Source organism: Bacillus sp. 2CMS4F (genome assembly GCF_023161785.1).
GTDB classification, from domain to species: Bacteria; Bacillota; Bacilli; order Bacillales; family Bacillaceae; genus Bacillus; species Bacillus halotolerans.
This window is the reverse complement of sequence record NZ_JALNTO010000001.1, coordinates 148343-172375: the sequence shown is the minus strand read 5'-3', so window position 1 is coordinate 172375 and position 24033 is coordinate 148343. Positions and strand designations below refer to the sequence as shown.

The 24033-nt window shown below is 37.1% G+C and carries 23 protein-coding genes and 4 pseudogenes; 19 read left to right on the top strand and 8 right to left on the bottom strand.

What is annotated here, in order from left to right:
- Window positions 1-8: 8 nt before the first annotated feature.
- From MTN95_RS00760 to MTN95_RS00750, 3 genes and pseudogenes are all read left to right on the top strand, one after another.
- On the top strand, window positions 9-1130 hold the full coding sequence (locus tag MTN95_RS00760; protein ID WP_248336599.1) for an amidase domain-containing protein: 1122 nt from the start codon (window positions 9-11) through the stop codon (window positions 1128-1130).
- Between the two features lie 692 nt (window positions 1131-1822).
- A complete protein-coding gene (gene satA, locus MTN95_RS00755) occupies window positions 1823-2344 on the top strand; it encodes a GNAT family N-acetyltransferase (protein WP_248336596.1) in 522 nt (173 codons plus the stop codon).
- A gap of 258 nt (window positions 2345-2602) precedes the next feature.
- A pseudogene (locus tag MTN95_RS00750) lies at window positions 2603-2835 on the top strand (SunI/YnzG family protein).
- A 372-nt stretch (window positions 2836-3207) separates the two neighbouring features.
- Here the strand turns inward: MTN95_RS00750 and MTN95_RS00745 are convergent.
- Window positions 3208-3438 carry a hypothetical protein gene (locus MTN95_RS00745; protein ID WP_248336594.1) on the bottom strand — a complete coding sequence of 77 codons (231 nt, stop codon included), beginning with the start codon at window positions 3436-3438 and terminating at the stop codon, window positions 3208-3210.
- A 107-nt stretch (window positions 3439-3545) separates the two neighbouring features.
- On the opposite strand from MTN95_RS00745, the gene MTN95_RS00740 reads away from it, so the two are divergent.
- From MTN95_RS00740 to MTN95_RS00725, 5 genes and pseudogenes are all read left to right on the top strand, one after another.
- On the top strand, window positions 3546-4088 hold the full coding sequence (locus tag MTN95_RS00740; RefSeq protein WP_105954310.1) for a GNAT family N-acetyltransferase: 543 nt from the start codon (window positions 3546-3548) through the stop codon (window positions 4086-4088).
- 323 nt (window positions 4089-4411) lie between these two features.
- The gene (locus MTN95_RS00735; protein WP_024121536.1) at window positions 4412-4768 is read left to right on the top strand and encodes a hypothetical protein; all 357 of its coding nucleotides are present in this window, start codon (window positions 4412-4414) and stop codon (window positions 4766-4768) included.
- A 453-nt stretch (window positions 4769-5221) separates the two neighbouring features.
- Window positions 5222-6511, top strand: a complete 1290-nt coding sequence (locus tag MTN95_RS00730; RefSeq protein ID WP_248336591.1) for a Na+/H+ antiporter NhaC family protein — start codon at window positions 5222-5224, stop codon at window positions 6509-6511.
- Between the two features lie 956 nt (window positions 6512-7467).
- Complete coding sequence (locus tag MTN95_RS21610) at window positions 7468-7587, top strand: site-specific integrase (protein ID WP_227599419.1); 120 nt, start codon at window positions 7468-7470, stop codon at window positions 7585-7587.
- 123 nt (window positions 7588-7710) lie between these two features.
- Window positions 7711-7898, top strand: a pseudogene (locus MTN95_RS00725) (peptidoglycan-binding domain-containing protein); the annotation flags it as partial.
- Window positions 7899-8060: 162 nt separating this feature from the next.
- Here the strand turns inward: MTN95_RS00725 and MTN95_RS00720 are convergent.
- The 7 genes from MTN95_RS00720 to MTN95_RS00690 form a co-directional block, all read right to left on the bottom strand.
- Window positions 8061-8621 (bottom strand): sugar O-acetyltransferase, encoded by a 561-nt coding sequence (locus tag MTN95_RS00720; protein WP_227599420.1) that lies wholly within the window; start codon window positions 8619-8621, stop codon window positions 8061-8063.
- Between the two features lie 121 nt (window positions 8622-8742).
- Window positions 8743-9735 carry a carbohydrate kinase family protein gene (locus tag MTN95_RS00715; protein ID WP_248336589.1) on the bottom strand — a complete coding sequence of 331 codons (993 nt, stop codon included), beginning with the start codon at window positions 9733-9735 and terminating at the stop codon, window positions 8743-8745.
- Window positions 9710-11209 carry a glycoside hydrolase family 32 protein gene (locus MTN95_RS00710; RefSeq protein ID WP_248336587.1) on the bottom strand — a complete coding sequence of 500 codons (1500 nt, stop codon included), beginning with the start codon at window positions 11207-11209 and terminating at the stop codon, window positions 9710-9712. Before MTN95_RS00710 ends, MTN95_RS00715 begins: the two co-directional genes overlap by 26 nt.
- On the bottom strand, window positions 11202-12458 hold the full coding sequence (locus MTN95_RS00705; protein WP_202853770.1) for an MFS transporter: 1257 nt from the start codon (window positions 12456-12458) through the stop codon (window positions 11202-11204). The genes MTN95_RS00710 and MTN95_RS00705 overlap by 8 nt, the downstream gene beginning before the upstream one ends.
- 31 nt (window positions 12459-12489) lie before the next feature.
- The gene (locus tag MTN95_RS00700) at window positions 12490-13338 is read right to left on the bottom strand and encodes a carbohydrate ABC transporter permease (RefSeq protein WP_105954317.1); all 849 of its coding nucleotides are present in this window, start codon (window positions 13336-13338) and stop codon (window positions 12490-12492) included.
- Window positions 13335-14273, bottom strand: coding sequence for a carbohydrate ABC transporter permease (locus MTN95_RS00695; RefSeq protein ID WP_105954318.1), 939 nt, complete (start codon window positions 14271-14273; stop codon window positions 13335-13337). The genes MTN95_RS00700 and MTN95_RS00695 overlap by 4 nt, the downstream gene beginning before the upstream one ends.
- Window positions 14274-14285: 12 nt before the next feature.
- On the bottom strand, window positions 14286-15581 hold the full coding sequence (locus tag MTN95_RS00690) for an ABC transporter substrate-binding protein (protein WP_248336585.1): 1296 nt from the start codon (window positions 15579-15581) through the stop codon (window positions 14286-14288).
- A gap of 239 nt (window positions 15582-15820) precedes the next feature.
- On the opposite strand from MTN95_RS00690, the gene MTN95_RS00685 reads away from it, so the two are divergent.
- The 11 genes and pseudogenes from MTN95_RS00685 (at window position 15821) to MTN95_RS00635 (ending at window position 23942) form a co-directional block, all read left to right on the top strand.
- Window positions 15821-16795: a LacI family DNA-binding transcriptional regulator gene (locus tag MTN95_RS00685; protein WP_248336583.1), complete on the top strand. Its 975-nt coding sequence runs from the start codon at window positions 15821-15823 to the stop codon at window positions 16793-16795.
- A gap of 345 nt (window positions 16796-17140) precedes the next feature.
- Window positions 17141-17713 carry a TetR/AcrR family transcriptional regulator gene (locus tag MTN95_RS00680; protein WP_010788730.1) on the top strand — a complete coding sequence of 191 codons (573 nt, stop codon included), beginning with the start codon at window positions 17141-17143 and terminating at the stop codon, window positions 17711-17713.
- A 96-nt stretch (window positions 17714-17809) separates the two neighbouring features.
- Window positions 17810-18334, top strand: a complete 525-nt coding sequence (locus MTN95_RS00675; protein WP_022553777.1) for an OsmC family protein — start codon at window positions 17810-17812, stop codon at window positions 18332-18334.
- An 84-nt stretch (window positions 18335-18418) separates the two neighbouring features.
- A pseudogene (gcvH, locus tag MTN95_RS00670) lies at window positions 18419-18783 on the top strand (glycine cleavage system protein GcvH).
- Window positions 18784-18808: 25 nt separating this feature from the next.
- Window positions 18809-19537 carry a DsbA family oxidoreductase gene (locus MTN95_RS00665; RefSeq protein WP_248336581.1) on the top strand — a complete coding sequence of 243 codons (729 nt, stop codon included), beginning with the start codon at window positions 18809-18811 and terminating at the stop codon, window positions 19535-19537.
- Between the two features lie 136 nt (window positions 19538-19673).
- Complete coding sequence (locus MTN95_RS00660) at window positions 19674-20009, top strand: thioredoxin family protein (protein WP_127696734.1); 336 nt, start codon at window positions 19674-19676, stop codon at window positions 20007-20009.
- A gap of 54 nt (window positions 20010-20063) precedes the next feature.
- Complete coding sequence (locus MTN95_RS00655; protein ID WP_248336579.1) at window positions 20064-20498, top strand: OsmC family protein; 435 nt, start codon at window positions 20064-20066, stop codon at window positions 20496-20498.
- A gap of 35 nt (window positions 20499-20533) precedes the next feature.
- Window positions 20534-20875, top strand: a pseudogene (locus tag MTN95_RS00650) (thioredoxin family protein); the annotation flags it as partial.
- 43 nt (window positions 20876-20918) lie between these two features.
- Window positions 20919-21854 carry a thioredoxin-disulfide reductase gene (gene trxB, locus MTN95_RS00645; RefSeq protein ID WP_248336575.1) on the top strand — a complete coding sequence of 312 codons (936 nt, stop codon included), beginning with the start codon at window positions 20919-20921 and terminating at the stop codon, window positions 21852-21854.
- Window positions 21855-22335: 481 nt separating this feature from the next.
- Window positions 22336-22653: a thioredoxin family protein gene (locus tag MTN95_RS00640; protein ID WP_248336573.1), complete on the top strand. Its 318-nt coding sequence runs from the start codon at window positions 22336-22338 to the stop codon at window positions 22651-22653.
- Between the two features lie 224 nt (window positions 22654-22877).
- The gene (locus tag MTN95_RS00635; protein WP_227599431.1) at window positions 22878-23942 is read left to right on the top strand and encodes an NADH:flavin oxidoreductase; all 1065 of its coding nucleotides are present in this window, start codon (window positions 22878-22880) and stop codon (window positions 23940-23942) included.
- Window positions 23943-24033: the final 91 nt, after the last annotated feature.

Below are 24033 nucleotides of genomic sequence, written 5' to 3'. Positions count from 1 at the left end.
AGGGTGTTATGAAAAAAGTACTGTTGACTTCTTTATTTTGTTGCTTGTTGCCTTTACTGTTTTTGTCGAATCATGTATTTGCCGCGTCTTCCGAAAATGAAGAAAAAGGTAGAACATATGTATCAAATGACATTGGTATGAAAGAGCTTAATACAATGTTAGAACAACAAAAAAGAGATTTTGAGAACAGTGAGCCTTTTGCTCATAAAAATGTTTCAAAATTAACTGATTCTGATGAAGGTGTTTTGTTGTATTATGCTTTCACCACAGTTGACAAACAAAAGCTGCATGAATTTACATATAAAATTAGTGATGTGACTACTTATGAAGAAAACAATAAAACATTTGTAGAGGCCTATATTGTTAGAAACTTTGTTTTTGGTGAAGAAAAAGTAGATACAGGATTAGGGGACAATATTAAATTAGAGATTTCTAATAATAATGTTTCCAAGAAACAAAGTCTTTCACCAGAAAGCAAAGTGGCACCTAAGACAAAAAAATCTTCTACGCTTCATTATGAGAATGAAGGTGACGATTCGTCAAATATAAAATTGGATGAGTTTTTAAAGAATTACAAGCAAGAAGTTGAAGAAAATAAGGAACTGTCAACACAACAAAAATCTGAAAAAAAGATCAACGAGGCGGAAGTCTCTGCATCTGCTGTAAAAGGATATAATCGTTGGAAAGCCATGGAATACGCTGACAAATATGCTTTGTCACCAAATAAAAATTATAAATATTATAAGAATGGAGACTGTACTAACTTTGTATCTCAGGCTTTAAGAGCGGGTTCAATGCCTTATTTCAAAGAGTGGAAGCCTTATACAAATGCATGGATTAATGCAGGTTCTTTTAGAAACTATATTTTAGAACCTGGCGGCATAAAAATGAAAACTGTAAAAGACGTTTATACGAATGTTGCGCTTGGTGATGTATATCATTATGATACTAGGAATAAAATAGGTCTTCCTCGTCCGGATGGTTGGATGGAGCACACTGCTATTGTTACTAGCCGAGCTAATAATAAGATTCTCGTGAGTTACCATACTACCAATAGACACAATGTCCCTAGAGAGTATTACACTTCCAAAGAGGGTGGAAAACGTTACGCAAGTAGCATCCGTATGTAATTAAGATTTTTGATTTGATGAAAATTATATAATTTTAGGACGTGGTGGCGCTGTTGGACTTTTCATTTCCAAAATCGCCACTACTTTTTTTGTTTAGTGACTGCGTGATATATCAAAATATCAAAAATAATCAATTATAAAGATGGAGAAGGGGAAGCCCGAGAACATGCATATTTTTCATAAAGAAAAAGCCACCATTTACCTTCCGTGTCCAAGCTCTTTTTAACAAGTGTTTGGTATAATTATCACAGGTAAAATAAACCGCTTTTAAGGACTGTCCGCCTAATTGAAAGAAATTATATAGTACATGTATGTTGTTAATTCTTTTGCTAATGAGCTGCTGAATTAAATTCTTATGTTTTTGTTTCCACGAATATTTCTTCTCCCTTATGCATCCTTGTTTCAAGTAATGTTTTTCAGAAGATGCAGTACAAATAATGATCTTGTGTGTGGTATATCAGCAAATTTAGGCCAGAGAGTTCCCTCATATACTCTCTGGTTTCTTTTATTTAAGCTGTTTTCGCAAAATTTGTTGTTTTCGGAAGGTGTTATTGATTCATCCTATAAATGACATATAATAGAATCTAGGTGTTCTTGAGCAAAAGAGGCAGAATAGTTGAAAAAAGTCGAAGTGAAAATAACGATATAATACAAGTTGTACTACATATCATTTCGTTTGGAGGCAGATTGATGTGATAATTAAAATGACTCAATTTAATATGAAGGATTTTAATAAACCAAACGAAAGTTTCATTGTATCAGGGAGAATTATCCCAACATTTAAAAACAATGTTTGGAAATATACAGAAGAGATATTTTTTGAACCTTATTTCAAAAAGTATGAAGATGATGAAGTTGATATCAGTTATATTCAAGAAGAGGGGAAAGCTGTATTTTTTTATTACGTTGAAAACAACTGCGTTGGTCGGATTAAGCTTCGTTCTAATTGGAATGGATATGCACTAATTGAAGACATGGCTGTTGCAAAAGTTTATAGAAAAAATGGTGTTGGGACAGCATTATTAAATAAAGCTATTGAGTGGGCAAAGGAGAATAGCTTTAGTGGTCTTATGCTTGAAACACAAGATATTAATGTTTCAGCTTGTCATTTTTATGCCAAAAATAACTTTGTAATAGGTGCAGTCGATACTATGCTTTATTCAAACTTTCCAACAGCCAATGAAAATGCGATTTTTTGGTACTATAAATTTTAAGTTTTAATAGATGCATTTCAATTATTTGAGAGAATTTGATGTATCTTCTTGTTGAAATGATGGACCATCAAACGACGGTCTATTTATATTCCCTTCAAGAATTCCACTGTGGTTTTATTTTTTGGGCGCTAGAATAAGCATATGGTCTTTTATTTGCCTTTTCATAAATATAGTCCACAGCATGTTCTTTTTTCAGTCTATGTTTGATCAGATCATGTTAAAATTTCACTGAATTCAAGTCAAAAGGGGAATGTGTTTATGCTGGGAATCAAAGTTGAAAAATCAAAAGAAAACTTAATAATCAATTGGCAACTATTCCAAAATGGAAATTCCAATCAAAGAAATTAACGATGTATTTCTTGGCCAAAAAAATTGGGTTTCCTTATGGATCTACGGATAGGGTAGTGATTAAAACAGCAAATAGCACTTATATTTTGTTGACCATTAATGCTGCTTCAATAATGAATAAAATCGCATTCTTTGAATCTTAAACAGTATGTAAAAGTAAGTTGGTGAGACTATATGTAATTTCTGAATAAAATTCTTCTTTTATTTAGAAAAACCATAACAAAAAAGATAGAAGGTGGAACCTCCTATCTTTTTATCCTCCCTATTCTTACGAACTCGCCAATTAAAGAGCCAACAATGAAAATAGCCAGTGGAATCACAGTAAACTTGTTTCCCAGTACCCCCATGTAAACGAAATAGCACGCACATAAAACAAGGAACAAAAGGATATATCTTTTTATTATCCTATTAATAACTGTTGTTTTTTCTTGTTGCATATTTTCACCTCGTTTTTATGGCCGACAACTTGCCGGAATTGGTCTGCTTCCAAAGAATTTAGCGCTGTCTGCTGTTCTTCAGACTTTCTTTCTTGACGAGTCTTCATAGAATTTTGTTCTATTGGCATAAGGATATGCATTACATTTAAAGGCATAACGATACTGGAATACCGTATAATATGCAGTTGTTTGTGTACCTGCTAAAAATGATACAATACTTAGTATGACATTGTAAGGTGCTTTTGAGACTGCGGCGATTGCTGCGGTAGCAACACCAACTGAAACTCCCTTCAAATTGTATTTACCCATGTATTTTCCACCTGGGGGAATCTTCATAGTTGATGCATTTGAGGGTGATAAAATTCCATCTTCTTGCTTGATCAGATTATCGATAAATTTGAATTAGGAGATTACAAATGCAAAAAATTGAAACCCACCGATTAATTTTAAGAAATTTTTGCGAGGCAGATTCTCAAGGCTTGTTGGAATATTCGGCTAATCCAAGAGTAAACTGCTTTCTTGATGACAGAATTTCTACGTTAGAAGAAGCTGTCTTAAGAGTGCAAAAAAGAAGCAAAGATGACTCTTATATTGCAGTCTGCTTAAAAGATAGTGATGATATAATAGGAGAACTATTTTATTTTAAAGAAGAGCCAGATACCTATTCTATTTGTTGGAATTTCAATGCTCAATTCGAAGGGATGGGATACGCAAGTGAAAGTGCGAAGGCTTTCTTAAAGTATCTCTTTATGCAAAAAGGAGCAAGAAGGCTTTATGCATATGTTGAAGATGATAACTATAGGTCTCAAAAATTATGTTACAGATTAGGTATGCGTAAAGAAGGTTATTTTCTTGAATTTATTTCATTTACTAAATACGAGGATGGAACACCTAAATATGAAAACACTTTTCAATATGCATTGCTAAAAAAAGAATGGTTAAAACAACAGCCCAGTTAATAGAATTTAGGGGGAATAGTCTCTCTTTTTCACCCTAAAGTTTATAAAGAAATATACTTAAATAAAACGGGGAGCTATAAGGAGACTTATACGAATTAACACAATGTTAAAGTATTGTTGCTTTTTCGAGTAAGCATCCTCAATCTAAATAAAAGAATGGTTATAAAACAAAAGTTTGCAAATGAGGTAGAGAACATGCTTAATGCAGGTTCTTTTTTTATTCAATTATTAAATCATTTGAATAATTGTCGATATTTAACATGTGTAAAGATGGAAAGGGTGCTCTAAGATTATAAAAAGCTCTGAAAGGATTGTGGTTATCAGTGGTAAATGTAAACTCAAGTGATCTTATTTATGATCCAAAATTCTTAGCATTTTGCAGTTTGGCTACTGAAGGGTATGGAGGGAATAATCCAACTCCTTCATCCATTAGTTTTAGTGAATTCTGTGAAAAACTTGAGAAAAATGAGGTAGTTGAACCCGAGAATAAAAAAAGCTCACTTGACATAAATAAGTCTTTAGATTATTGGAAATCCAGATTAAATGGTGGAGGTAGTCTTTCTGCAATGGATTTGAAGGTATTAGATATTATTAAAAAAGCTTACAACTTGGGCATGGTTAACAAAGATAACATGTTACTACGTAACGAAGCAATTAGTGCTTACAAGAACTCGATTTGAATATGAAAATAGCGCCCTTTTAATTATTGAATTTATTTTCTTGTAAATGCTCCTCATGTTCTCTGATGCTGCTATTATTTGAATAACAATTGCTATGACCGCAGATTGAGTTGGTGCATAAAGAGGAAGGGTATGAACCTTTTCCTTTTTATATTGTATTATTGATAATAGCTTTAAACAGTTTTTATGGCCAGTATCGTTGCGTGTTGCCATCTTCCCCCTCAAACACTCCTCATCAAACAGTTGTATTTGTATATGGAACTTTCCAAATAATCTGTTGATGAAAGTGTTATTTCCTCTTCTTGAAAAATCCTTCTTTCTTTTCTGTTTTTAATTTAATAATTACTATACTATTTTTCCGCTTGACTTTTTTACTGTAGCCTTTTAAAGTATGGAATGTTGTTTAGACTATGTTTAACGACTTTGATACTGAAATTAAAGGTGGCTACTTAGATGAAACAAAATGGAAATCCTTGGGCGCTATTGCCACTAGTCTTATTTGTAGGCCTTTTTGTCGGCTCTGGTGTATTGACTGGAGATTTCTATAAATTGCCGATATTGATTGCGGCAATTATAGCATCAGCTTTCGCGCTTTCATTTAACCAGAAGCAATCTCTCAATCAGAAAATAGAATGGTTTGCTTCCGGGGCGGGACATCCTGATATTATCATTATGGTTATCATTTTTATATTAGCTGGTGCTTTTGCTTCTGCAGCTGAGACGATGGGAGCGGTACACTCAACCGTCAACCTTGCTTTGAGCATTATTCCGAAGCAGTTTATACTGCCAGGGCTTTTTATCATTGCTTGTTTTATTTCTGTTTCGATGGGAACATCAATGGGGACGATTGCCGCAGTTGCTCCAATTAGCGCCGGTTTGAGCGGAGAACTTGGCTTGTCTACTGCAATCGCTATTGCAGCTGTTGTCGGCGGAGCTATGTTTGGAGATAATCTTTCTTTTATTTCGGACACCACCATCGCGGCAGTACGGTCACAAAAAACACAAATGATGGATAAATTTAAAACGAATTTTTTGATCGTTTTGCCTGCTGCTATCATAACTATCATTTTATTATTTTTTATACCGACAGGACACGTAGGACATACCGGAGCTGAATCTTACAGCTGGTTTAAAGTACTTCCTTATGTTGCCGTGTTAGTCTTTGCGTTAATTGGTTTTAATGTGGTGGCTGTCATTTTTGGGGGATTGATTTTAACAGGAATTATAGGGTTTGCAAGCGGCAGCTTGACGCTTGAGTCTTATTTTAAAGCAATTACGGATGGAATTGCCGGAATGTCTGATCTTATCATCCTTTCAATGTTAATTGGCGGAATGGTCGGCGTCATGAAACAAAACGGAGGGATTGACTTTTTGGTGGGATTCATTTCAAAAAAGATCAATTCGAAAAAAGGTGCTGAAGCCGGTATTGCCGGATTGGTCAGTGTTACTAACCTAGCTACTGCCAATAATACGATTGCTATTATTGCAGCCGGACCGATAGCCAAAAATATCTCTGATGAATTTAAAATCGATAATAGAAAGTCGGCAAGTATCTTAGATATCTTTTCCTGCGTGATACAAGGCTTAATTCCTTATGGCGCGCAGATGTTATCGGCCGGGAAGTTTGGGAATATTTCACCTGTCAGCATCTTGCATTACTCTTTCTATCCTGTTTTAATCGGGATCTGCGGCATCATAGCAATTATATTCGGACTGCCAAAATTCACAAGAAATGAGAAATAAATATAAAAAAGGTGCCAAACGGTACCTTTTTCTTTTTTAACCAAAATTCGTAAAAACATATAGAAATGATGAAAAGGAAGATAGAGAGTGTAATGAAAACAAGCTTTCACAAGGGTCTTAAAGCCCTTGTTATTTTTTATGTCTTCTAATTTTTAGAGGTTTATTTATTTGGAGACGTGTAGATTGTTTTAAGGAAGGATCATTCGAGGATATGGAATAGCATTACCAATATTTACATCGAACTTTTGTTCTATTGATATTGGATCAATAAAGGAGTGAGCCAAATTGCTTAGAGATCGAGGGACAATCTTATCCAGACTATAATATAGGAGAGTGTTTATCGTATGTATTGATAGATACATTTTCTATATCTTTTTGTTACTTATTTATAAACAAGTCTGATATTCTAAAGTATACAAAGTAAGCATAATAAGGAGGTTGAGATGATTAAGTGTTATCAATGTTTTAAATTCAAAAGGGGAAATTAGATGGATTGTTGCAAGCAGCAACTTAAATCCCGTAATACCCGTTATGACGTATGTTAAGTATCTTGATCTCTTGGGCCGTTCTGTAAACACTTTTAAAACATATGCATATCATTTAAAACTATATTGGAGCTTCTTAGAGGATAAAAACCTCAATTACGATTTAATTGATTTAAATGTATTGGCCGAGTTCATCAGTTGGCTAAGGCATCTAAAAGGCTCAATAAATTTAACCTATGTTAATGCGACACAAGCTAAGAGGTCAGAAAAAACAATAAACCGTAAAGTGTGTAATTGGATTTTAAGACTACATGACAAGAAGAGAATATTTTGATAAGGATGTAAAATCAGCTCTCACCAAGGAAATAAAAACGAAAAATAAAACTTAATGAATATTATTAAAGTAAAGAAACCTCGAAGATACATAAAAACAATTTCTAAAGAACATGTTAAAACCTACTTGCTTCTTGTTTGTCAATTAGAGATAAACTAATCATCAGGATTCTATTCGAAACTGGTCAAAGGGCAAATGAGTTGCTTAATCTAATTCTGAGTGATTTTAATCTCAGTAAATGCAGTGTTTACTGGTGAAAACAGAACAGATTATATAACATCGGAGACTATAAATCTTTTTCAAGATTACATTATCGAATCGAAAATCATCCTACCGGCTTCCGACTGGCGTTTTCAAAGATGAGAAGGAGAAAGGTAATACAGATTCAAAAAGAACTGGAGGCTCTTTACTTCTATCTGGATAAGGGAGCAAAGAATCATGGCGTTGACGGGGTGTTGGGCCGAAAACAGCAAATGCATTCAAAACGGTTCAACTGATGAATGGATTAACTCCAGATGGCATCTATGCTCCAAAAAACAAGGCGAAATTGGAAGTGAAATTAAAGTGAAAATACCCCCTTCTGTAACAGTAGGGGGGGAAATTCAGTTACCTCACTTTAGGACCTTTTTTAATGTTGATTAATAAAAGATGCGGTTTGATGGCTTCAGCTGATGAAAAAGAATAAAGCCTAACTGATTTAAGAATCATAACTCCTCGAAACGCTAGTGTATTATATTTCGAGACGTTTAATTAATTTAGCTGGATTGCCACCAACTACAACATTATCTGGCACATTTTTAGTAACAACAGAACCAGCAGCTATAACAACATTGTTACCTATCATAACTCCTGGATTAATTACTGAGCTTCCTCCAATCCATACATTATTTCCAAAAGTAATGGGTTTTCCATATTCTAACCCTAAATTGCGTTCTGTTGGATGAAGTGGGTGTGTAGCCGTATAGATTTGTACACTAGGTCCAAGCATACAATTATCACCAAATCGCACTTCACATACATCTAAAATTGTACAATCAAAATTTGCGAAAAAGTTATCTCCTACATAAGTGTTATATCCATAATCAAACCTAATATTGGGTTGCATATATACGTTTTCTCCTGATGAACCAAGTAACTCTTTCAATAAATTAACCCGTTTAACCACTTCGGTTTCTGTAGTTTGATTGTAAATTCTAACAAGTTGACTTGCTTTTTGTCTGTCTTTTGCTAACTCGGAGTCCGACGGATCATATAAATCTCCGGCTAACATTTTCTCTTTTTCTTTTATCATTAATATCCCCCTTGTTATGTTTTAATAATGTCTAATTTTAAATTAGGTTTAAAAAGTTGGTACAGTGCAAGAGAAATAATCCACTCTTCTTTAGTGATATGAGTGGATTATTTCTAAGTTCTTATTTCTCTTGAATCTCCGTCCTCGCCGAAATAAAGTTTAGTACATGCTGTCTGCCCGGTGCAGCGTGAATTGCTCCTTTTACAGAAGCAGTGAGAGCTCCGCTTGCATTTGCAAACATCAGCAAGCGCTGGTGATGTTTACTTATTTGTTCGCACAGCGTCTCCTTTGATATGCCGATTGACATCAATTCAGATAAAAAACCGCCGATAAAGGCATCGCCTGCACCGGTTGTATCGGAAACAGCGACTTTAAACCCTTTATGTTCGTACGACTCGCCATTTTTTAAATAAACCGCTGCTCCGTCGCTTCCTTTTGTCAGAACAACGACATTAACAAGTCCGGTGAAAAGCGACGTGACTGCTTCTTGTTCATCATCAATGTTTGTGATAAACTGCAGTTCCTCATCGGACACTTTTACAATATCCGCAAGAGGCAAGAAGTTGAGAGTCGTCTCACGGCAGCTTTCCTCATCAGGCCATAAAGGAAGCCTGATATTGGGATCAAAGCTAATGATTCCACCAATTCTTTGAAAGTCCTCAATAACTTTGATATGTGCTTGTTTCATTGGACTTTCAACTAAATCTATTGAACAAAAGTGAAGCATATCTCCTTGATGAAACCTTTCTGACATCAACTCATCCGGTGAAAGCAGCAAATCAGCGGCATTTTTACGATAAAAATGAAAGCTTCTTTCCCCAGACTTGTCTACGGATACAAATGCCAATCCGGTTTCACCTTCATCGCTTTGAATAATATAAGAAGTATCTACGCCATTTTCTTTAAGTACGCCAACTATATAATCCCCGAAATGATCGTTAGCAATCTTCGTCAGCATGACGGCATGCGCGCCGTATTTTGAAGCAGCGATTGCCGCATTCATCGGCGCGCCGCCGGCAACGCGCTCAAAGGATGGGACATCTTGTAAAGCCCTTTCTTTTTGGACTGGAATGAAATCAATCAGTGTCTCACCGATGCAAAATATTTTTTTCAAGCGATTCATCTTCCTTCCAGATGTCTTTTAAAGTCCAATAGGTGAATTCCTCAACGCTTACAACGCCTTTCTCAGAAAACAGCTCAATTCCCAATCGGTCTTTTTTCGGATAAATGCGGCTAGTCATCGTTATTTCTCCATGATTTGCGAATACTTCTATTGATGATCTGTCAATAAATATACGCAGTGTCAGCTTTCCATTTGCTTCTAACGGCGCATTTCTCACACTGTCACGCGATTTCCCCGTCTTAGAGCAATCGAGTGTCAGCTTTTGATCAGTTATGCTGTATTTGATAGCTGTTTCTTCTTCTTCAAGGCCGCGAATCTTCAAACCTACTGAATCCGCACTGCAATCTGTTAAGTCATACACGACTTGAATTTCAAGAAGCTCTTCGGCTGTTTTTGCCAAGTAATTCCCTGAGATCAACTGATTAGCACATTCCAGATGGTATGATTCTCGCAACAACTTAGTTTCTTCCACAGGATTCATCAAAATTTTATGATCATCCCGCAATGTTAATTCTCTTGGCAATGTCAAAGCACCGCACCATCCATCTGCTTTTGTCGGCATCTCAGATTCCCACATATCCATCCAACCTATGGCAATTCTGCGTCCTTTATCATCTAATAACGTTTGTACAGCGTAAAAGTCATGGCCGTGATCTAGCTCTGTAAAAGCGCCATACACAAATTCGTTGGTTTCATCGTTATATTCTCCAATTAAATAGCCAGTTTGATGCAAATTTTTATATAAATCACCGTCTGCTTCAATGCCCTGAGGAGAAATCAGCAAGACATGTTTGCCGCCCAATTCGAAGAAGTCAGGACATTCCCACATATAGCCGAGATCGCCATTACTTTGGGCAAGAACACCTTTGTATTCCCAATCTCGCAAATTGGGCGAGCGGTATAAAATAACTCGTCCGACGTTTTCTTTCGTTGAATTCCCGACTGCCATATACCAGCTGTTACGATGCTTCCATACTTTTGGATCACGGAAATGGCGGGAGCTGTCTTCCGGCGGTTTCGCAATGACAGGGTTTTCCTGAAGCTTTTCAAACACGATCCCATCCTGACTGACAGCGATATTTTGATTTTGATAGAAAATGTCTTTCTCTTGATCTATTACATTATGCCCTGTATAAATTAAAGCAAGTTTTCCATTATACTCTACTGCGCTTCCTGAGAAACAGCCGCTTTCATCAAAAGAGTCACCGGGGGCTAAAGCGACCGGAAGATGTTCCCAATGAATGAGATCTTTACTTTTTACATGGCCCCAATGCATTTGGGCCCAATTCTCATCATACGGATGATGCTGATAAAAGACATGGTATTCTCCTTTATAGTGTATAAGCCCGTTCGGGTCATTTATCCAGTTTGCCCGGGGCATGATATGGTACCCTAATCGATAACGAGTATTCATCTTTTCCTCCGCTTTTTTCAAAGCTTCCTCTGCCTGTTGGATTCTATCCATTCGTGACATCCTCTCTATATCTGTTTTTTTGAAAAGGTTGAGTGTACGCAACGCCGTTCTTTGAGTCTAATAAAGTAAAAATTGAAATGATTGTGAAACATAAAGCCAAGGTTCCCATGAATAGATATGTTTGACGGAAACCTATACTGTCGTATAAACCACCCGCAATGGGGGAGAAAATCGATGTACCTACTTGAGATGCAAATTGAAAGCCGACAAGATAAAGAACTGATGAAAGACGTGTATCAAAATTCGCGGCTAAATACTTGAAAATCGCAATCAGCATGATTGGCAATTCTAAAGCATGAATAAGTTTCATCGATGAAATTCCGAACGGCCCGATGACAATTCCAGACCCAATAATACGGAAAGACATCAAAAGTCCCGCGAGAATCAAGCTTTTTTTAGGACCGAGTCTGTTAACAATAAAGGGGGCCAAAAACAACATGCCCGCTTCAAGAAATACTTGAAATGAGTTTAAATATCCAAAAATTTGATTCCCCATAGCTGAAGTGGGAAATAAAGAAGCGTAGTAAATCGGGAATTGCTGATCATAGACGCCGTACACGCATGTCACCCCGATTACGTACAACATTAAAAACCAAAAGTCTTTTAATAGAAAAAGTCCTCCTACGTCTTTTAACCGGATCGAATCCGCTCTTTCCTTATCATAATCCGTCATCTCAATTTTTATGGACATAATAATGGCCACCAATATAACTGCTGAAAGGGAGGCAATCCAGAAATTGATATTCGGATTGATATTGAACAGCTGTCCAGCAAAAAATGTTGCTGCCGCCCAGCCAAGTGAACCCCACATCCTTGTCTTGCCGTATTCGAACTGATATTTTCGGCTGACCTTTTCAATATAGGTTTCAATAGCGCCAACTCCCGCAAGAAAAGCAGTTCCTAGATAAATACCACCTACAATGGCGCCGAGGAAGACATCATATTGTAAAAGCGGCCCGTAGATAAAGATATAAAACGGCCCGGTAAAAACGATAAGTACACTAATCATAAATAATATGTTTTTCTTCAGCCCAAGTTTATCAGAGATAAAGCCATATAAAGGCTGCATGCATAAAGTAAAGATAGCGTTTACAGAAAAGATAATCCCAGTCGCCGATCCATTCAATTTGACTTCCTGTCCCAACCAAATCGCAAACAAAGAGTAGCTGGAAGACCATGTGAAAAAGAAAAAGAAGAGATAAGCGCTCAGTTTCCAATACAGACTTTTTGAGCCTTTCATTTCTACAGCTCCTTTAACCCAACATTGATATCTACTTAATACCTGTTCCTGAACCGCTAAGACCTTCCAAAATGTAGCGCTGAGCCACAATATAAATCAAGATCAATGGGATGGTGGAAATCGTCAATACAGCCATAACTTGATTTGTGTAGACAGGCTCTGTGCTGTTGATAGCTGTAATCGCAACTTGAATCGGAAATTTCGACTTATCCGTCAAAACCATTAGCGGCCAAATATAATCATTCCAGCTGCCGATAAAGGCTAAGGTTCCGACAGTGGCGACAGCTGGTTTAGACATCGGTATCATAATCCGCCAGAAGATTTGCCATGTATTTGCCCCGTCAAGCTTGGCCGATTCAATCATTTCCTCCGGAATTGCCATGAAAAAGTTTCTGAACAAATAAATATTGAATGCCCCCGCTAATGCCGGCAAAATAACGGCAAGGCGTGTATCGACCAAACCGATTTTATGAATAATTGTAAACTGTGAGATTAAAATCGTTTCAAACGGTACAATTAAAAGCGCCAACAAAATGCCAAAGAGCATCTTTTTCCCTGAAAATTGCAGTTTGGCGAATGCAAACCCTGCCATTCCGTTAATCACAACAGATCCGGCTGCTACGCACACACCATAAAAAAGACTGTTACCAATATACATAAGCAAATCAAACCGAGTCAGCACTTCCCTATAGGACGAAAACCATTCTGCCAGATGAAGAGAGGGCAGAAACGCTTTGAAGCTGTTCATATTGTTATAAATTTCCGCTTCCGGTTTCATTGAAGATGCAATCATCCAAATGAGCGGAAAGATAAATAGAACGGCCAGCAAAACAAGACACGTATACTCCAGAATTGTCAAAGGCCCGAACTTACGTCTCAATGGTCTTCATCCTCCTTAACCAGCTTGCGTTGTGCGAGTGTCACCAATCCAATAATCGTTCCAAACAAGAGCGCGATCGAGCTTGCATATCCGACCATCCGATCGGTAAATCCAGTTTGATAAATATAATAGACAACCGTCATCGTTGAATTGACTGGTCCGCCCTGGGTCATAACCATGGGCTGAACAAGGAGTTTAAACGCGCTGATCAGCGTTGTGATAAAGATAAAAACAGATGTCGGTTTTAACAAAGGTAATGTAATGTAAATAAAACGCTGCCATTTATTCATGCCATCTAATTGCGCCGCCTCGTAGACATCCTCGGGAATGTTTTGCAAACCAGCTAAAAAAATGAGCATCTGAAACCCTGCTCCTTGCCAAGCGGAAACGACAACAATCGTAAAGATTGCTTGTTTAGGGCTCGTCAAGAAAGGCTGTGGTGATAGACCGAAGTGCGCCAAGACATTATTTATCATACCTTCATTCGGATTCAGCAAGTACATCCACAAGACGGAGATGACAACCAGTGACATGACGACAGGACTAAAGTATGCGACTTTGAAAAAAGCATTGGCTTTGCGCTTTTTATTCAATAGGAGGGCAAGCCCGAGTGCTGTTCCGATCTGTAGCGGTATCAAAAAGACGACAAATGTAATGGTGTTGCCCAAACTTTTTAAGAATATTGGATCCTGAAAAAGTTTGATGAAATTATCAAAGCCGATAAACTTACGCAAATCAGGCGTTAACAAATAGTAATCTGTAAATGCGTAGTACACAGCCATGATGGAAGGAATCACAAGAAACATTAATAAAATAAGCAAAGCAGGCCCTAAGAACATATATGCGACTGCGTTTTCCCGCCAGCGTATTTTATTCACTGTCTTTCTTTCTAATGGAAAGGCCGGCCTAGTCTCTTTCAATATGGTTTTATTCATGGCGCCCACCTGTTAGTTTGCCTTATCGATGGCAGATTGCATTTCTTTTACACGTGTATCTAGCACGTTTTGAATATCCTGGTTTTGATCATAAAAGCTAATGTCATCGATTGTTTGCTGAAATGCTCGAGTTACCTGCGGATATGCCGGTGTCACCGGACGTGCATGACCCGTTTCTTTCAGCTGCTGCATAAAGACATTCATTTCATCAGAAAATTCTTTTGTCAGCACTTTCTCTGATGAATAACGTACAGGCAGGGCGGCGATTGATCGGCTCAATTCGATATTGGAATCCTTATTAGTCATCCAATCTACTAATTTTGCTGCCCACTCTTTATTTTCAGACGCTTGTGTCATTGCGAACTGCCAGCTTCCTGAAGGCGAGACAAGCTTTTTGGTTTTTGGCGATACAGGATATGGCATCACTCCATAATCGACGTTGGAAAAGTTTGTTTTCATATCGGTTATTGTCCACACGCCGCTCATCTTCATCGGGTATTTCTCCGTTTCAAACGCTTGTTTGACAGGGGTACGTGTTGTATAGCCCTCTTTAAGCATCGTTTGGATAAACGTCATCGCTTCAACGGTGTTTTTTTTGTTAAAGACGCCATCCGCTTTCTTCCCGTTTTCTGAAAGAATATCCCCGCCAGCTGACCAAACAAACGGTAAGAGCGCATAAGTCAATATTTCGTCTTTTGACTGTAATTGCATATCGATGGCTGGTTTATCGTATTTATTTTTCAGCTTTTTGCAAAGATCAAGAAATTCTTTCCATGTCCAAGGATCTTTTACTGTTGGTAGCGTTTTCAAATCAACCCCGGCATCCTTAAGCATTTTTTTGTTATAGTAGATGCCGACCGACGATTCACTGACGCCGAGGGCATACAGTTTCCCTTGGTAGGTGCCTTGCTGCTTAATACTTGGCAATAAATCATCCTGGTCTTTAATAAACTCATCCAAAGGTGCAATAACGCCAGATTTCGCATAAGCCGCAGTATTTGGTCCGTCCAAAGTGATGACATCAGGCAGGGTGTTCGTTGTTAATGCCGCATTCACTTTGTCTTCATAACCTCCACCGTTTCCGCTTCGGGGAATGAATTCAATTTTCGCCTCGACATCTGAAGCGTACTTTTTATTAAAAGCATCCACCCGCTTTTGATAAACCTTTCCTTCCTCATTATCATCCGATACGTGCACCCACATTGTAACCGTTTTCTTTCCGCTGCTATTTGCGCTTTCGCTTTTGTTACAACCCCAGACTGCAAACATGAGCAACAGTGACAAACTTCCTAACATCAACCTTTTCATATTCGTTAATTTCCCTCCTTTTGCACAAAAATGTAAAAGCGCTTTCAAGAAGAATTGTATGTCAACCGCTTTCTTATGTCAACCGGTTGACATAAATTTATGCATAATTCTAAATTTAAGAACAAACTTGTACATAGCAATATGATCTATGGAAAATCCTTGCACATGTCAGTCTGATTCTCTAAAATAAGTGCGTGACGAGAATTGTAAGCTATTTCAGTAAAGCAGGGGGAAAGGGAATGAAGCCTAGCATTCATGATGTTGCAAAAATAGCGGGAGTTTCATCTACAACCGTTTCGAGGGTATTAAATAATCGCGGCTATATTAGCGAAAAAACAAAAGATAAAGTTTACAAGGCGATGGAAGAAATCAATTACTTTCCAAATGATTTGGCCCGTTCTTTATTTCGAAAACGCACCAATTTAATAGGGCTTATCATTCCAAACTCCAGCAATCCGTTTTTCGGCGAACTCGCCTTTTATATTGAAAGCATCTGCACGTCTAGGGGCTATAAACTGCTGCTTTGCAACAGTTTAAATCGAATAGATAAAGAAGAAAAATATCTCGAAATGCTGATCAGAAATCAAGTGGATGGCGTCATCGCCGTCACTTACAACCGGGGAATACTCAATTATCACCAGCAAAATCTGCCGATTGTCGCAATTGACCATTACTTATCGGAAACAGTTCCTGTTGTCGGTTCAGATAACTATGACGGAGGCAAAAAGGCAGCAGAACTACTGATACAAAAGGACTGTCAGCACATCATTCACATCAATGGGCCGATTGAACTTGAAACGCCTGCAAATCTCAGGAGAAAAGCATATGAAGATGTTATGCGTGAACACGGAAGACAGCCTATTACATATGAAGTGTCATTTCATGAAAACTACAGGAACATCATTTCAAAACTATTTGATGAACAGCCTGCAGTTGACGGAATTTTTGCCAGTGATGATATCATAGCTGCAGGAGTCATTACGGAAGCCAAAAAACGTGGAAAAGACATTCCAGGTCAATTAAAAGTGATTGGTTATGACGGAACAGAAACCATTCAGGCTATTCTGCCAGAATTGACTACGATCCAACAGCCGATCGAATTAATTTCCAAAACGGCCATTGAGATTTTAGAAAAACAAATTGAAGGCGAATTTGATGATTTGCCACTTGAAACGTATTTGCCTGTACAGCTTTTCGAAGGTAGGACAACTTAAAAATTGCTGGAGTAGGTACTCTATTGTGTAATCGAGTAATATTATTTCTCAAAAATCAGGGAAGAGTGTCTGTTTCGAGCTCATTCAGAATCGTACACGATATGAAACGGGTAGGAATAGAATTTCTGCCGTTTATTATTTACATGGTGCTAGGAGCCGTTAAAACTGCTTCTATTTGTTCTGCTTTTATAATTTAAGGTATTTCTTAACTGTTCATTACATGAAAGTAATGTTCTGATGACTACACTAGATGATGGAAATATAAACCATTCCTAAATTTCTTGGCAAAACCTAATGGAATCATATAATATATAAACTAAACTTTGCGATTAAGGTGTGAGAAATTTGTCTAAAAAGCATGAAATAATATCAGCTGCAAGAGAAATTATTTATTCTAAGGGATATCAAGCAACCTCTATAAATGATATTCTTATGGCTGCAGAGATTGGAAAAGGCCAATTTTATCATTACTTCTCATCTAAATATGATTTAGGATTAGCAGTAGTGGAATCTATAGTCCATGAATGGCAAACAGAGTTAATATCAGATATTCTTCAGTCAGATAACACTCCAGTAAATAAGTTAAATATGATGCTGGACAGAACCCTTACTTTTCATACTGAAGTGAAGAATAAATCAGGTTGTCCTATAGGAAACTTAGCCATTGAAATGAGTGAGCATGATGAAACGTTTCGTGTAAAAATTCAACATTTATTTGAATGTTGGATAGGGGCTATAGAGATTACATTAAATGAAATGGTTGAACAAGGTCTGTTAGATTCCTTTGATACTAAAAAAGATGCTCAAGCAATTGTAGCTATGATTGAAGGAGGAATCTTGCTAATGAAAAACCAACAAAACGTCAACTTTTTAAGTGACATTATAGAAGTAATCCGAAAACAATTTAATCTAGAATAGTCAACTGTTTTTTTTCTTGCAATATTGTTTTTCTTATGTTAAGCTCTTTCTGTACCGACTGGTAGGTACAATTCTGTGCTGGAGGAGAGATAAACAATGGCAAAATTAAATGGTGTTGATATGAGTATTATTGAAGGTTTAGTGGAGCAATACAAAAAAAATCCTGCTGAAGGTACTGGAAGTTGGTCATCTTCTGTAAAATGGGATAACGGATTCCATGTTGAGGCAAAAGTAGGTGATCATGCTCCTATTCATGTTGATGAGCCAAAATGGTTAGCAGGTTCCAATAAGGGAGCAAACCCAGTGGAATATTTATTAAGCGCACTAGGTTCTTGCTTGTCAGTGGGGTTTATTGCAACTGCTAGTGGAATGGGAATCAAGATAAACTCATTAGAAGTAGAGGTTTCAGGACAACTAGATTTGAATGTCTTTTTAGGATTAAAGGAAGGAAATCCTGGTTTTGATGAAATCAATGCGCATTTTAATGTCGATAGTGATGCGGATGAACATCAGATTGAAGAACTTGTTGCACAGGCCATGAAACTTTCACCTGTAAAAAATACAATCCAAAGAAATGTTCATGTTCAGGCATCTTTAAGTCACAATAAGAAAAAAGAATAATTATAAGCGTATTTTTCAAAAGTTACTGTACCAAATAGTAGGTACAGTAACTTGCTTATAACTGACTGAAGGAGTACAACAGATATGTATTATTCTAAAGAACATTTATGGGTAAAGGTTGATAACAGCATTGCTACCTTAGGAATTACTGATTATGCTCAATCAACGCTTGGAGAAATTGTATTTCTGGAACTCCCAGAAATGGGAACTTCAACAGTGAAAGATGCTAGCTTTGGGAGTATTGAATCAGTTAAAACTACATCTGAGCTTTTTCTCCGATTAACGGACAGATTATAGAAGTGAATACAGAATTAGAAGATAGTCCAGAATTTGTGAATGAATCACCTTATGATAAAGGGTGGTTACTGAAAGTAAAAGCTTCTAACACAGAGGAGATAAAAGAACTTCTAAATGCGGAGGAATACGATAATTACGTAAGTCAAATTTAAATAATTTAATTAAAGGAGTGTTCATATGAAAATTGAAGTTTGGTCTGATGTAGCATGTCCCTTTTGTTATATAGGTAAACAAAATTTAGAAAAAGCATTGAAACAATCCCCTTTTAAAGATGAAGTTAAAGTTGAATATAAAAGCTTTGAATTAGATCCTAGTGCGCCAGTATATAACGGGCAAAGTTATTATGAAAAATTACTCCCTAAATTTGGGGATTCCGAACAAACAAAACAGTTCCTTGAAAACTTAACTCAAAGTGCAAAAAAGGTTGGATTAACATTTAATTTAGAAGGTTTGAAACCAACTAATACGTTTGATTCCCATCGCTTGACAAAATGGGCAAAAACAAAAGGAAAAGAAGCTGATATCTCGGAAACTCTGCTCTATGCACACTTTACTGATTCTAAGGATGTAGGTGATCATGAAACTCTTGCAGATTTAGCAGAAGCTTCTGGTTTAGATAGACAAGAGTCTCTGAAGGTCCTAAATGACAAGTCTCTTTATGCAGATGAGGTAAGATCAGATCAAATAGAAGCTAAGCGTTATGGTATCTCTGGAGTTCCCTTTTTAATTATAAATCAGAAATACGCCGTTTCTGGGGCACAACCAGCAGAGGCTTTCTTAGAGGCACTTAACAAGGTATGGGAAGAAGAAAATCCGTTACTGAAACTTAAGAATCTATCAGTGAATAGTGAGGATGACACACTTTGTACTGATGGAAGCTGCGGAATTCCTACAAGTAAAAAATAAGTGGGAGCAACAAATTTCTCTTAGATGAGTTTGTTTTTAAACTCTAACTTCTCTTCTAAAACTGATCTGATCTCTTTAGCAATGGCAATTTTAAGTTTAATCCTATTAAAGACTGGTATTAGGAGGGAGAGAACTAATGGTAGAAACAGTTGAATTAACATCTTTAGATTCAATAGATAACTTTATCCATCAAAATAAATTTAGTTTTTTGTATATCTCAAGGCCGGATTGTGGAGTATGCCATGCAGTCTTGCCTCAACTTAGAGAATTACTGGATAAATTTCCGCATATCAAATTAGGGTATATCAATGCTTACAACGTAGAGGAGATAGCCTCAAGGTTTTCAATTCTTACAGTTCCTGCACTCCTTTTATTCATTGAAGGAACTGAATATTTGAGAGAAGCACGCTTTGTTCATTTTGAACAATTAGAAAAAAGACTAGAAAGAGTAAGTAAAATATATACAACATGATGTTTTAACAATGTTAAAAAAGAATGGCAACCAAAAACTATAGGAGTGTTTAATATGTCTAATTTGAATGTAAAACTGAATGCTGTTTGGAAAGGAGGAGTAGAAGGAAACGGCACCATCAAATCTCAATATATTGATACACCCATTGCTATAGGAACAGAGTATGGAGGTAATGGGAAAGGAGCATCACCTAAAGAAATCCTTGTGTCATCAGTACAAGCTTGTTATGTAGCAACATTAGTGTCGATGGTTGAATCAAGAAAACTGCCAGTAGTGAGTATTGAGGTTGATTCTGAGATGGTTGCTTCTGACAGTAGTTTTGATATTATCCATTATCCTCGTGTTGTTTTATCTGCTGATGCAACAGAAAAAGAGGTACAGTCAATGGAAAGAGTGAATGAAGCAGCTGATAGAGCATGTATAGTAGGTAACATGGTCAAAAAAGCAGGCGTAGAAATAGAAGTCAAAGGTAAAGTGTCTACTATTTAATCGATTCAATTAATTATTAAGAAAGCTTTTTACAACTCAGGAGGAAAAACAAAATGACTATAATCAAAGTAACAGATGGTAATTTAGAAAAGAACTTAAATACAGATAAAGTGGTTTTACTAAACTTTTCAGCATCTTGGTGTGGACCATGCCGGGTTTTTGCTGAGACATTAGAGGAGTTTGACAAAGAGTATGGTGATAAAGTACAAGTTGTTAAAGTTGATGTGGATGAGAATCCGGAGCTTGCTGAAGAATTTGGTGTAATGAGTATCCCTAATACACGCTTCTATTCTAATAATAAATTCGATAAACCTTTTGCTGGTATTGTTGGTATTGCGCAATTAAAAGAAGAAGTTTCAAAAATTAAGTCCCTTTAAACAAATGTGCATTAATGAATTCTTTTAAAGGAGGGAGAACATATTGGAGGAAATGAAAATTTATGATGTCATCATAGTTGGGGCAGGACCCGCTGGAATGACAGCAGCAGTTTACACTTCACGTGCTAATTTGAACACGTTGCTTATTGAACGTGGAATACCTGGGGGACAAATGGCTAATACGCAGGATGTGGAGAATTATCCTGGTTTTGATCATATTTTAGGTCCAGACCTCTCTAATAAAATGTTTGAGCACGCCAAAAAGTTTGGTGCTGTATATGAATATGGAGATATAAAAGAAATTATAGATGAAGGCCGTTTAAAAAAAGTAGTAACTACAAAGAAAGAATTTTATGCAAAATCTGTTATTATCGCTACTGGGGCAGACCATAAAAAGCTTGGAGTTCCAGGGGAGAATGAGCTTGGTGGTCTAGGAGTTTCATATTGTGCCGTGTGTGATGGAGCCTTCTTTAAAGGACGTGAACTTGTTGTTGTGGGTGGAGGAGACTCAGCTGTAGAAGAAGCTGTGTACCTTACACGTTTCGCTTCAAAAGTCACCATTATTCACCGTCGAGATCAGTTGCGTGCGCAAAAAATACTCCAAGAAAGAGCATTTAGCAATGAAAAGATTGAATTCATTTGGAATAAAGAAGTTACAAGTATAAACGCAGGAAATGGAACAGTGAATACAGTAACGTTAAAAGATACAAAAACAGGGGAACAATCTCAATTCCCTGCAAATGGTGTATTTATTTACGTGGGGACACTTCCGTTAAATGGTGCATTCAAAAACTTAGACATAACCAATGAAGAAGGTTATGTAATGACGAATGAAGCAATGGCTACAAAGATTCCTGGTATTTATGCAGCTGGAGATATCCGTGAAAAAACCCTGCGCCAAATTGTCACAGCTACGGGTGATGGATCAATAGCAGCTCAAAGCGTCCAACATTATATTGAAAACCTTGAGAATTCATAAGAAACAACATTGATCTATGATCTATTTTGGTAATATATCATCACACCTAATTGTACCAACTGGTAGGTGCAAAAAAGTTTAGTTGTTGATAGAAGGAGGTTACAGTAATTACACCAACAGAACTGTATTATTCCAAGGACCCTATTTGGGCAAAAGTTGAAGATCAAGTACGTTTAGGGACAACAGATTACTCAAACAACGATTTGATGAAATTGTATTCTTAGATCTTCCAGAGGAAGGGAATTCATTAACGATAAACAATAGCTGTGGTGATGTGGATTCAATACTCCGAACTTATCTCATCCTTAAATTCCAAAAGTAAACACAGAATTAGAGGATAGTCCTGTATATGTAAATGAATCCCCTTATGATTAAAGATGGATGCGAGAAGTTCAAATGGATAATATAAATGATATCCAACATCTTATACGTGCTAAAGAATACAAGGATTATGTACATGAAAAAACTGGAGGGAATCTTGATGGAAAAATTACAATCAATGGATCAATTTGAGAAGTTAAAAAAAACAGAGCGCGTTGTCTTTATGTTTTCAGCGGACTGGTGCCCAGACTGTCGGGCGATCGAGCCAATTTTGCCGGACATTGAAGCAAATTATTCGGAATATCAGTTTATTTATGTAGACCGGGATGACTTTATTGATTTGTGCATCGAACTGAATGTATATGGTATTCCAAGTTTTATCGCTTCTCATAACGGAGAAGAAGCAGGGCGGTTTGTTAGCAAAGCTCGGAAAACACAAGAAGAAATCGAAACATTTCTTAATAGCTTGTCCGCTTAATCTACTAACATAAAATTGTACCAAACGGTAGGTACGGACGAAAGGAATTAGAGGAAAGAATTATTAGTCAAGACGATGTTAAACAAGTTAAAAAACATAGAGATTCCAAAGAAGAAGTTGCTGAATCAATTATGGTAGCAACTGCCTTGAAAGTCGGATCTGCTCTTGATCATGGAGTTAATGAATAATGAATAAGTCTTAAAGTATAAAACTTGGAGGTTTTTATGAATAATTTTCAGTCAGTTGAAGCTCTTTTTAAACCATTCGAAATGGGAAATCTGAAACTATCTAATCGTATTTTGATGGCACCTATGACGCGAAACTTTTCTCCAAATGGAGTACCAGGGGAGGATGTCGCTGCGTATTATCGTCGTAGAGCTGAAAATGGTGTTGGACTTATTGTGACAGAGGGTATGTTTATCAACCATCCTGATGTTGCATCCGAGGTGCCAGCATGGCAGGAGGACGTACCACACTTATACGGAGAAGAGGCGCTAAACGGTTGGTCAAAAGTAGTTGATGGGGTACACGAGGCCGGTGGGAAAATTTTCTCTCAATTGTGGCACATGGGTGCCCGAGGCAACGCTAATGATTACTCAAAACAAGAAATTTTGGAATTAGTTGAAGCTTTTGCACAGGCAGCAGCCAATGCTAAAAAGGTTGGTTTTGATGGCATTGAGATTATGGCAGCCCATGGATTTTTAATTGATCAGTTCTTTTGGGAAAAAACAAACACACGTACCGATGAATACGGTGGAGACATAGTTAAGCGCACACGCTTTGCGAGTGAGATCATCGCAGCTTGTCGACGTGTTGTTGGACCAGATTTTCCAATCTCGTTGCGAATCTCACAGTGGAAATATGATTTCTATACAGCAAAATTAGTAGAAACTCCAGAAGAACTAAAACGTTTCTTAACGCCATTAGTTGATGCAGGCGTCGACATCTTTCATGCATCTATTCGTCGCTTTTGGGAACCTGCATTTGAAGGATCTGAACTGAATCTATCAGGATGGATTAAAAAGTTGACAGGAAAACCAACAATTACAGTTGGCTCTGTCGGTCTTGATGGCGCTGATTTCGTGGATTTCTTCGCTACTGGAGAAGAGGCCAATGGCAAAGCCAACAAAATGGGCAATTTGATCGAGAGATTAGAACGTGAAGAATTTGATTTGATAGCTGTGGGGCGCGCATTATTGGCTGACCCTGACTGGGTAAACAAAATCCGAGATGGACGAACAGAAGAATTAATTCCGTTTACGCGTGAGGCAATTGAAACATTATATTAAACAGCTTAAAAATAATAAAGAACCCATTTTGATTGATTTTTTTCAAAATGGGTTCTTTTAGTTATTTTCAGATAAAGATCCCATAACACTA